The sequence below is a fragment of the Clostridium lundense DSM 17049 genome (assembly GCF_000619945.1).
GTDB lineage: Bacteria > Bacillota > Clostridia > Clostridiales > Clostridiaceae > Clostridium_AO > Clostridium_AO lundense.
The window spans coordinates 19,791-31,475 of the sequence record NZ_JHVC01000030.1 but is presented as its reverse complement, the minus strand read 5'-3'; the positions used below and the strand labels follow the sequence as shown (position 1 = coordinate 31,475).

The window sequence follows — 11,685 nt, the reverse complement described above, 5'->3', positions numbered from 1 at the left end:
AGGTCCACCATATGGGGGTATAGCTCAGTTGGGAGAGCACCTGCCTTGCAAGCAGGGGGTCAGGAGTTCGAATCTCCTTATCTCCACCATAAAAAGTTCATGGTAATTACCATGAACTTTTTTTCGTTTACAAATTGTTAATATACAAATTGTAACTAATATATTAGAATTAAAGAGGATATATAAGTACAGAGGAGAATATATATGAATATGTATAGGGTAAAACAATTCTACCAATGTATGACAGATAAAATGAATAATAAGGATAAATCTTTTGTGAAAAAATATCTAAATGACTATGAAAGTAACCTTTTCAATAAACTTTCCATAGATGAGCAAAAACACTCAGTAAGAGTAGCTTATGATATAGATCAGATATGCAAAGATAGCAAAGAAAATTTAGATAAAAATAAGTTAATTAAAGTTGCCCTTCTTCATGATATAGGGAAGGTTACATATAAATTAAATGTAGTTGATAAATCAATTTTAGTTATTTTAGATGGATTATCTAAAGGCAAAATTAAAAGATATTCGAGTTTAAAGAAAATAGATGCATATTATAATCATGCTGAAAAGGGATATTGTATATTGAAAAATAAAGGGTATGATGAAAGTTTTTTATATCTAATAAAAAATCATCATAATAAATCCATAATTGAAAATAAGGAACTAAATATATTAAGATTTTGTGATGATAAAAATTAGCTTACTAAGTATAAAGTAGCGAGCTTTTTTAGGAGGTTTAAATACTATGGATTCAATAGAAAGAAGAGAATATATAAAAAAATTGCTTATTAAGAGTACTAAACCTTTAAAGGGACAGCAACTAGCAGATGAATTAGGAATAACGAGGCAAGTAATAGTAAAAGATATTGCTATATTAAGAGCAAAAGGAATTGATATAATAGCTACTCCAGAAGGGTATATAATAAATAAAGATGGAGAAAATTATTATTCTAAAATTTTAGCTTTAGCTCATAACTCAGATCAAATAAAAGATGAATTACAAACAATAATTAAGTATGGCGGAATTGTGAGAGATGTTATAATAGATCATCCTTTATATGGAGAAATTAAGGCTATGCTTATGATTAAAAATTTATATGATATAGAAAGCTTTATAAATAAATTTAAGAACCATAAAGCTGAGCCACTACTTGTCCTTACGAATGGTATACATTTACATACTATATTCACTGATAATGAAGAGCAAATGACACAAATAATAGAGGAGTTAAAAAGTAAAGGGTATTTAATAGAAGGGTAAGAATGGAGATAATCTAATGGAAAAAGTTGCGCTTTTAAGATGTGATGAATATGATGTGAATTTAATTGAAAAAAAGTTAAGAGAGGGATTTGAATTTTTAGGGGGAGATAGTTTTTTAAAAAAACTAATACCATATAATAGTAAAGTTTTATTAAAACCTAATATGTTAAGTATAGAAAAAGCAGGATCACCTGTAGTTACTCATTATACGGTTTTTGAAGCTGTCATAAGAATCTTAAAGGATTATTCTACTAATATAAGTTTCGGAGATTCCCCAGGGTTTGGTGATTCTCAAAGGGCAGCAGAAAGATCAGGACTTTTAGGTATAGCTGAAAAATATAATATACAATTTGAAGATTTTAAGGAATCGGTTCATGTGAAATTAGATGATTCAATACTTTGTAAGTCATGGAATGTTGCAAGGGCTGCTTATGAGACTGATATATTAATTACTCTTCCTAAATTAAAAACTCATGCTATGGCATATTATACAGGAGCAATAAAAAATCAGTTTGGTTGTGTACCAGGTACACAAAAGGCTACTTGGCATACAAGAATGCCTGATGCTAATAATTTTTGTAAGATGTTACTAGATTTAAATACTGTTGTAGGAACAGATTTTGCAATTTTAGATGGAATAGTAGCTATGGAGGGAAATGGGCCTAAAAGCGGAGATCCATATAGTTTAAATACTATTATAATGGGAAAAAGTATAACAGCTGTAGACTCTGTTGCAGTAAGATTGATAGGGTATGATAATCCTTTGGATATACCTGTACTTAAAGAGGTTTATGATCATAAATATGGCGCAGTATTACCAGAAAACATAGAGGTAATAGGAGAAAAAATAGAGGATTTAAAAGCAAAGAATTTTAAGTTATGTAGAAAAGGAGGCAATTTTTATTTTATAAATCCTACAGTTACGAATTTTTTAAGAGGAATGATAGCACCTTATCCTTCGCTTAAAAAGGATAGGTGCATAGGCTGTAAGAGGTGTCTTGAAGTGTGTCCTGAGAATCCTAAAGCAATATATATGATCAATAATAATGGCCAAATAATGCCTGATTGGAAAATGGATCAGTGTATAAGGTGTTTTTGTTGTCAAGAGTTATGCCCAGTTGGAGCTATTGAAGTTAAGTATAATAGATTGGGGAAAATACTTCGAATGGATAGGAGGTGAATTTTTTGAAAAAAGGTATAACAACTATATCATTTATATTAATTGTACTTTTGATTGTTGTATTTTTTAATAGAATATCAAGCTTTATTATAAATATAGAATGGTTTAAAGAGGTATCATATTTATCAGTATATTTTACTAAACTTATAGCTGTAGCTAAATTATTAATACCATCATTTATTATAGTTTTTTTATGCATTTGGACTTATTATAGTACACTAAAAAAAAGTATATTTAAATTAAAAAAGGAATTGGAGTTAGATACTAAAAAAAGAAAAAGGGAGGATAAAATATTCTTTCTAGTAGATTTTATAGTATCTTTTATTACAGCGTATATTTTTTCTAATGAATACTGGTACAATATTATTCAATTTACCAATTCCATAGATTTTAAAGTCAAGGATCCGATTTTTAATAATGATGTATCTTTTTATATATTCAAATTACCACTCATAGAATCAACATATACTGCAATAATGTCACTTTTAATATTTTTGGTATTAGTGACACTTGTAATTTATTTTTTATTGGATATTAAGGATAAAGTTCAGTATGGTAATTCTAAAAATATTTTTTCCAATGTGCAAGAAATAAAAAGTGGAATTACTACATTTGCTGGCAGACAATTAGCCATAATTTCAGCACTTATATTATTATTTCTTTCATTAGGTTTTCTCATAAAATCTTGGAATTTAGTATATAGCCCACGAGGAGTGGCGTATGGTGCAAGTTATACTGATATACATGTTACTTTAATATTTTATAAGATAATAATTGTTGTTTCTTTGATTGCTTCTATAGTAGTTTTTTTAAGTGTATTGAGGAAAAGGATAAAACCTATAGTAATATCTATATCAATAATATTAATTTTAATATTATCAGAGGGATTAGTTTCTAATTTGGTACAAACATTTCTTGTAAAGTCCAATGAAAAAAAATTAGAGGAAAATTACATAAAGTATAATATAGATTACACAAGAAAAGCTTTTAATATAGATAATATACAAGAAATACAACTTGATGTAAAAAATGATCTAACCAATGAAGATATTAAGGCTAATAAAGATATTATAGATAATATAAGAATAAATGCTTTTGAACCTGCGTTGGAATTTTACAATCAGTATCAAACTATAAGACCATACTATATATTTAATGACATGGACATAGATAGGTATAAAATAAAAGATAAGTATGTTCAGGTATTTATATCTCCAAGGGAACTTAATCTTCAAAATATAGATCCTGATACTTGGCAAAATAGGCATTTAATTTATACACATGGTTATGGTGTTGCTATGAGTAAAGTTAATTCAGTAACATCTGATGGACAACCTGACTTTTTAATAAAAGATATACCACCAGAAAATAATACAAACATATCATTAAAAAATCCTAGAATTTATTTTGGAGAAAAAACCAATGATTATGCTATAGTTAATACAAAGCTAAAAGAATTTGATTATCCTAAGGGTGGAGATAATAAAATAAATGAGTATGATGGAAAGTCAGGAATTAGGATGACTTTTTTTAACAAGTTGCTATTTGCAATTAGTGAGAGAAATTTTAATTTTATTTTTTCAAGAGATATAACAAGGGATAGTAGAATATTATTAAATAGAAACATAATAGATAGAGTAAACAAAATAGCACCATTTTTAGTATATGATAAGGACCCATATATAACTATATATAATGACAGGTTATATTGGATAATAGATGCTTATACCACCTCTAACAGATATCCTTATTCTCAGCCGTATAATAATATAAATTATATTAGAAATTCTGTAAAAGTAGTTGTAGATGCATTAGATGGGGATGTGAGTTTTTATATAGTTGATAAAAATGATCCAATAGTTATGAGCTATTCAAAGATATTCAAAAACTTATTTAAAGACTTTAATACTCTTCCAGAAGGTATAAGACAGCACTTTAAATATCCAGAAGATATATTTAAAATACAATGTAATGTGCTAGAAAAGTATCATATGACAGATCCTATGGCGTTTTTAAATGGTGATGATTTATGGGAAATTTCAAAAAATCAGAAATTGGTAGAAACAGAAAAATCCGTTAGTGAGTCACCGTGTGTAATAATGAAACTTAAGGGTGAAAAATCAGAAGAAATGGTACTGCTTGAATACTTTAATATGAAAGATAGAAACACTATGTCATCAATTTTAGGGGCTAGGATGGATCGTGGCAATTATGGAAAATTTGTCATGTATAGCTTGCCTTCGCATAAAACTATATATAGTCCTTACTTCTTTAAACAAAAATTAAAGCAAGACCCATTGATATCAAAAGAATTATCTCTTTGGGATGCAGGAGGATCTCATGTACAATTTGGTGATACAATAATAGTACCTGTAAATAATTCATTGTTATATATAGAATCAATGTACTTAAGAGCTAATGGGAAGAATAGTGCACCGGAAGTTAAAAGAGTAATTTTATCATATGGAGATAAGGTAGTATTGGCTGAAAATATAAATTCAGCACTAAATCAGCTTTTCAATATAAATGGCAATAATGTGAAAGAAAAGAGCGAAAGCAATAGTGTAGATAAAGGTAAGATCCAAGGGATAAAAGAAGCTAAGGAAATATATAATAAGGCAATACAAGCTCAAAAAGATGGTGATTGGACTAAATATGGTGAATATATTGGAAGGTTAGGTAAGATGCTGGAAAATATGGCAAAATAAATTAATATTAGTCATATTGTGTCTATTAAAAAAATAAGTATTAAAAAAATACTTATTTTTTTAGCACTTTTTATATAAAATAAGAGGATTTTAATATAATGGTGTTGAATGTTAATTTTAGAATTTATTTGTGTGAGGTATATTATGAGCTATACATATAAAAGGGTAATAGAAGAAAACAAATCAAAAAAGGTATTATGTATAAGTACAGAATTTCTAAATACAAATAATTTTCCTATTTTTATAAAAGAATATATATCAAAGGCATTATATAAAAATGAAAAAGTATTAATATTTACTGATGATATAATTTACAAAGATTTAGAGGAAATATTTTATTCTAATTCAGATATAATTACACATAGTATAAATAATGGAATACTAGGCATAAAGTTATATGATCCTGTAAATTTTAATGTTAATTCTGATGAATTATTAGAAATATTGAGTTATACAGCCAAGACAAAAGAAAAGATAAATATAATATGGGATTTTAAAAATTTTGCAAAAAGAATGGGAAAATTTAAGGAATTAAACAGGTGTGTAGAAAACATTTTTTCTTATTCAAATTCAAAGGTTACCAATATGGTATATATAGATAATTATAATTATAATGTAAACTTATTGGAAAGATTGTGTTTGAATTTTAATAATATGGTTATTTTTGATAGAAATAAAGAAATATATTTTAATTGTAGTGAAAATATTAGCAGAATACTTTGGATTTTAAATTCTAATGCACAGTTAAAATATCAAAATAAAAATTTAGTACTATTTAATGATATGTTTTCCAATATACCTAAAACATCGGACAAGGATGGGTTTAAAAGTATAATATTAAATAAAATAAAAGATATTTGTAATGTAGACTTTTGTATAATGTATACAACGGAAAAGCTAAAGGAAAATGTAATTGGTTTAGATAGCTGCTTTGGAATTACTAAAAGGCATAAATACTATATGATAAATGATAAAAATTTAATTACATATCATAATATGATGAATTCAGAAATTGTTAGTAAATGCTCTAGTATATTTATAGATTTTAATGAATTAGAGGACATAAAGTTAAAAGAGACGTTTACCAACTTATCATTATATTGTTGTATAGCTATTTATGTAGATTATTATGAAGATATAAAAGGTACTATATGGTTAGGTAGATATGAAAATAATAAAAGAATATCGAAGGAAGATATAGATTATATTGAATCTATATGCAGAACAGCCTTTTATTTAATACAGGAACAAAATAAATTTTCTGATCTTCAAAATAAGCTTATCGAAAATGAAAAACTTAGGGCTATGGGAGAAATGGCAGCGGGAATAGCTCATGATATAAATAATATATTAACGCCTATAATTGGATCTATTCAGCTTTTAAAAGATAGTAATATAGAAGATAAAAATATAATAAAACAACTTAAAATAATAGAAATATGTGCGTATGATGGCATAAATATAGCTAACAAAGTAAAGAGTTTTACTAAACAATATAATACAAGAAATAAATTAGAAATATTTAATATAGATGATATTATGTTAGACGCTATAGATTTAACAAAAAATAAATGGCTTACTGAAAGTGCATTAAATGGAATAAATATAAATATGGTATCAAATTTGAAGTCGGGAGAAAAAGTTAGAGGAAATGAAACAGAATTAAGAGAAGTATTTATAAATATAATAAGAAATGCTATAGATGCCATGACCAAGGGCGGCAAAATAGAAATAATTACAGAAAATAAAGATAAAATGGTTAGTATTCAAATAAGAGATAATGGTATGGGAATGAACGAAGATGTAATAAAGAGGGCATTTGAACCATTTTTTACAACTAAGGGTAACAAGGGTTCTGGATTAGGTCTTAGTGTATCTTATAAAATAATACAAGATCATGGAGGCTCTATAAAAATAGAAAGTAAGGAAAATTTGGGAACATATTTTTACATAGAGTTACCTATTTGTGATGATGTTAACGAAGTAAGTAGAAATATCAATGAAGATAAAGTAGAATTTGAAGGAAATATACTTATTATAGATGATCAACAACAAATAAGAAATGTTATAGCTGATATGATAAAATCTATTGTAAAATGTAAAGTAAAAAGTTGTGGTAATGCAAATATTGAAGATGAATTACAGAGAAGAAAATATGATATAATTCTTTGCGATTTTTCAATGCCTGGCATGAATGGAATTCAAGTTTGCGATGTAGCAAAGAAAATAAATCAAAATGTTTTCTTTTGCTTAATGACTGGTTGGGTAGGAAACTTTAATAATGATATAACAAGAAATATCAATTTGATATTAAATAAGCCAATTAATAAGGAAAAACTAAAGGAGATGCTTATAACTTATAAAAATATCTACAAATAATTTTAGAAATTATTTATAATTTATTAAAAATGATTAAAAACTATACCACTTATCTAAAAAGGTAATATAATATTAATGGGGGAAATCAATTAAATTAGCATCCGAAAGGAATGAAATGGTATGGATTATGATGTTCTTATATTAGGTGGTGGTATAATAGGATGTGCTGTAGCCTATGAATTATCCAAGTATAGTTTAAATATAGCACTAATTGAAAAGGATTACGACATTGCAGATGATGTAGCATTGGTAAATTCATCTATAGTTTATGATGGAGTTGAATGTGAGGACACCTTAATGGCTAAACTTGAAATGATGGGAAATAAAATGTTTGATGAACTTTCAACAAGAATAGATGTACCTTTTAAAAGATGTGGGTCATTAATAATTGCAGAAAATAAAGAAGATGAAGAAAGATTAAATAAAATGTATGAAAGGTCAATTGAAAGAGGAATAAAGAATATCTATCTTTTAAGTAGTCAGGAAGTATATGAATTAGAACCTAATTTAAATATAAATGTAAGTAAGGCATTATATTCAAAAAATACTGGAGTAGTTTGTCCATATGATTTAGCAATAGCATATGGGGAAATTGCCTTTGATAATGGAGTAAAATTTAGATTAGAAGAAGAGGTAATTGACATCCAAAAAATAACAAAAGGATTTAGAGTAATAACAAATAAAAATAAGTTCACATGTAAAATGGTTATTAACACCACGCCTGGTCAAAATTATAGTATAGATACTTCAGAAAGAATTTACAAGGAAAAAAGTAATTTAAGTTATTTTGTATTGGAAAAAGATTATAAAGGTGATTTCAACAATATTTTATTTACATTAAATGGATTAAGGAGAAGGATATTAACTGTTCCAACTGTTCAAGGAAATATGATGGTTGCTGTAAATACAAAGGATGTATTGGGATACAGTGAAACTTTAAAAAAGATATCTGAATTAATAGGAGATATTGATGAAAATAAAATAAATGCATTTTATCAATGGCCATCTTATAAGGATACAATAATAATAGATGAAAGTTTAGTTGATAAAGGATATATAAAAGTGGTAGGTAAGCATTATGGTCAGGTAACTATGACACCATCTATAGCAAAAATGGTATGCGAGACTATAATAAGCAATATAAATTGCGTTTTAAAAAAGGACTTTATAGATAAAAGAAGAGATTTCTATAGATTTAGGGATCTTTCAAATGAAGATAGAAATAAAATAATTAAAATGGATAAAAGATATGGTAATATAATTTGCACATGCCAAAAGGTAACTGAAGGAGAAATAGTAGATGCTATAAGAAGACCTCTAGGAGCTCGAACAGTAGAAGGAATAAAGAGGCGAACAGGAGTAACTTTTGGAAATTGTAAGGGATCAGAATGTTTTAGTAAGATAGTGAAAATTTTAGCTAGGGAAACAGATAAAAAAATTACTGATATAGTAAAGGACTCAAAAAATTCAAAAATAGTATCTGGTAGGATTAAAGAGTTTAGCAAAGTATAGCTAGAAAGGATGTATTTTAATGATAAAAGAGTTCATTTGCAAAGGTTGCGAAGATAAATGCATTGTTTCTCTTGATTGGGATGAAAATGGTATAGAGGTTAGAGGAAACAAATGTGGAAGAGCAATTGAGTATGCTAAGGAAGAAAGAGTTAATAATACAGGCATATTTACTACACTTATTAGAATAAAAGGGGCTAAATGCAATGTAGTGCCAGTGAAAAGTGATAAGCCTATTAATAAAAGTTTATGGATAGAATGTTCAAAGGCATTAAGCATGCTTCATGTAGGTGCACCCATAAGAATAGGGGATGTAGTTTGTTATAATCTTTTAAACACAGGAGTAAATATTATATGTAGTAAAAATGTAGATAAGATGTAGTTTTAGGAAATTTATGCACAATACATAAAAAAGTTGACATTAATAGTTAATATATATATAATAAAAATTAATTATCGAAAATATATTAATAAACCGTTGAAGAGAATAGTAACAAGATAGTAGTTTTAGAGAATCAGTGGTTGGTGGAAACTGGTACTAGTTGTTTTGTGAATCCGCCTCGGAGGGACTGTGATGAGCAGTACGGGTAATACCGTTAATATCATGGAGAGGATTAGAATTTTCTAATCAATTAGGGTGGCAACGCGGAGTTCTTCGTCCCTTTTATGGGAGAAGGACTTTTTTTGTTATATATAACAATATTGAGGAGGTAAAAAATGTTAGATTTAAAAAGAATAAGAAATAATCCTGAAGAAATAAAGTTAGCTTTATCAAATAGAGGAGAAGATTTTGATATAAGCACTATTGATAAGGTTTTAGCTTTAGATGAAGAAAGAAGAAAAATACTTGTAGAAGTTGAAAATTTAAAAAGTAAGAGAAATCAAGATTCAGCTAAAATACCAAAGTTAAAGAAGGCTGGAGAAAATGTAGATGGTATTATGGCAGAAATGAAAGAGCTATCTGATCAAATTAAGGAACAGGATAATAGATTATCCAAGATAGATGAAGAGATTGAATACATAATGCTAAGAATTCCTAATATACCAAATCCAGCTGTTCCTGATGGAAAGTCAGATGAAGATAACGTAGAAATAAGAAAGTGGGGAGAGCCTACAAAATTTAATTATGAGCCTAAAGCTCATTGGGATTTAGGAGTAGACTTAAATATATTAGATTTTGAAAGAGCTGGAAAGGTTACAGGTTCAAGATTTACTTTCTATAAAGGTCTAGGAGCAAGACTTGAAAGAGCTATTGTAAACTACTTCTTAGATACTCATGTAGATGAGCATGGATATACTGAAATATTCTCTCCATACATGGTAAATAGAAGAAGTATGATAGGAACAGGTCAGCTTCCAAAGTTTGAAGAGGATGCTTTTAAAGTAGCAAACTGCGATTACTTTTTAATACCAACAGCAGAAGTTCCAGTTACAAATTTATATAGAGATGAAATATTAAATGGAGAAGATCTTCCAATAAAGCATGTAGCATACACAGCATGTTTTAGATCAGAAGCGGGATCAGCTGGAAGAGATACAAGAGGACTTGTAAGACAGCATCAATTTAATAAAGTAGAACTTGTTAAATTTGCAAAGCCAGAAGAATCCTATGCAGAATTAGAGAAGTTAACAAATGATGCAGAGGAAGTTTTACAAGGATTAGGATTACCTTATAGAGTAGTTAGAATATGCAAAGGTGATTTAGGATTTACAGCTGCATTAAAGTATGACATAGAAGTTTGGATGCCAAGTTACAATAGATATGTTGAAATATCAAGCTGTAGTAATTTTGAAGATTTTCAGGCAAGACGTGCAAATATTAAGTTTAAAAATAATCCTAAAGATAAACCTCAATTTATTCATACATTAAATGGATCAGGAGTAGCTGTAGGAAGAACTGTAGCAGCTATACTTGAAAATTTCCAACAAGAAGATGGAAGTATTGTTGTTCCAAAAGTATTGAGACCATACTTAGGTGGGAAAGAAGTCATAAAATAATGTAAACATATGAGCAAATTGGAGTCCAATTTGCTCATATATATAATTAATAAAGGGATATTTTAAATTTTTTAAGTTTTTTATAAAAAAATTTAAAAATAGTGTTGACATATAGTTAAATGGTTGATATAATTATTCTTGTCATGAGGCACGGAAAGATGGTCGAGTTGGTTTAAGGCACCGGTCTTGAAAACCGGCGTACGGGTGACCGTACCATGGGTTCGAATCCCATTCTTTCCGCCAATTTTTTATATAGTAAGTTAATTTGTAGGACATGGAGAAATACTCAAGTGGCCGAAGAGGCGCCCCTGCTAAGGGCGTAGGTCGGGTAACCGGCGCGAGGGTTCAAATCCCTCTTTCTCCGCCAGAACATCTAGTGAAAACTAGATGTTTTTTATTTTATTAAATAATGTAATAATACTATTTCCCGGGAATTAAAAATCAGGTTATTATGAATAATATTGATTTTTTAAAGGAAGTATGTTAATATATTAGTGTTAAATATGCGTCGGTAGCTCAGTTGGATAGAGTAGCTGGCTACGAACCAGTTGGCCGGGGGTTCGAATCCTCTCCGACGCACCATAAAAGCTCTTGATTTTCAAGAGCTTTTTTTATTTTTTGTATAAAAAATCTAATATTACTTA

8 protein-coding genes, 4 tRNA genes and 1 other annotated feature are annotated in these 11,685 nt (G+C 28.1%); all 12 genes read left to right on the top strand.

The window, feature by feature from the left end; genetic code table 11:
* Positions 1–13 precede the first annotated feature (13 nt).
* Positions 14–89, top strand: a tRNA-Ala gene (locus T514_RS0120795).
* Between the two features lie 115 nt (positions 90–204).
* Positions 205–705 carry an HD domain-containing protein gene (locus T514_RS0120790; RefSeq protein WP_027626480.1) on the top strand — a complete coding sequence of 167 codons (501 nt, stop codon included), beginning with the start codon at positions 205–207 and terminating at the stop codon, positions 703–705.
* Between the two features lie 46 nt (positions 706–751).
* Complete coding sequence (locus tag T514_RS0120785) at positions 752–1,267, top strand: transcription repressor NadR (protein WP_027626479.1); 516 nt, start codon at positions 752–754, stop codon at positions 1,265–1,267.
* Positions 1,268–1,283: 16 nt separating this feature from the next.
* A complete protein-coding gene (locus tag T514_RS0120780) occupies positions 1,284–2,447 on the top strand; it encodes a DUF362 domain-containing protein (RefSeq protein WP_027626478.1) in 1,164 nt (387 codons plus the stop codon).
* Between the two features lie 5 nt (positions 2,448–2,452).
* Positions 2,453–5,155, top strand: coding sequence for a UPF0182 family protein (locus T514_RS0120775; RefSeq protein ID WP_027626477.1), 2,703 nt, complete (start codon positions 2,453–2,455; stop codon positions 5,153–5,155).
* A 144-nt stretch (positions 5,156–5,299) separates the two neighbouring features.
* A complete protein-coding gene (locus tag T514_RS0120770; protein ID WP_034869844.1) occupies positions 5,300–7,534 on the top strand; it encodes a hybrid sensor histidine kinase/response regulator in 2,235 nt (744 codons plus the stop codon).
* 120 nt (positions 7,535–7,654) lie between these two features.
* A complete protein-coding gene (locus tag T514_RS0120765; RefSeq protein WP_027626475.1) occupies positions 7,655–9,046 on the top strand; it encodes an NAD(P)/FAD-dependent oxidoreductase in 1,392 nt (463 codons plus the stop codon).
* A 19-nt stretch (positions 9,047–9,065) separates the two neighbouring features.
* A complete protein-coding gene (locus T514_RS0120760; RefSeq protein ID WP_027626474.1) occupies positions 9,066–9,425 on the top strand; it encodes a DUF1667 domain-containing protein in 360 nt (119 codons plus the stop codon).
* Positions 9,426–9,512: 87 nt separating this feature from the next.
* Positions 9,513–9,709 (top strand) — a binding site (T-box leader).
* A 51-nt stretch (positions 9,710–9,760) separates the two neighbouring features.
* Positions 9,761–11,041 (top strand): serine--tRNA ligase, encoded by a 1,281-nt coding sequence (serS, locus tag T514_RS0120755; protein ID WP_027626473.1) that lies wholly within the window; start codon positions 9,761–9,763, stop codon positions 11,039–11,041.
* Between the two features lie 152 nt (positions 11,042–11,193).
* A tRNA-Ser gene (locus T514_RS0120750) sits at positions 11,194–11,284 on the top strand.
* Positions 11,285–11,317: 33 nt separating this feature from the next.
* Positions 11,318–11,408, top strand: a tRNA-Ser gene (locus T514_RS0120745).
* A gap of 138 nt (positions 11,409–11,546) precedes the next feature.
* A tRNA-Arg gene (locus T514_RS0120740) sits at positions 11,547–11,623 on the top strand.
* The last annotated feature ends 62 nt before the right edge of the window (positions 11,624–11,685 follow it).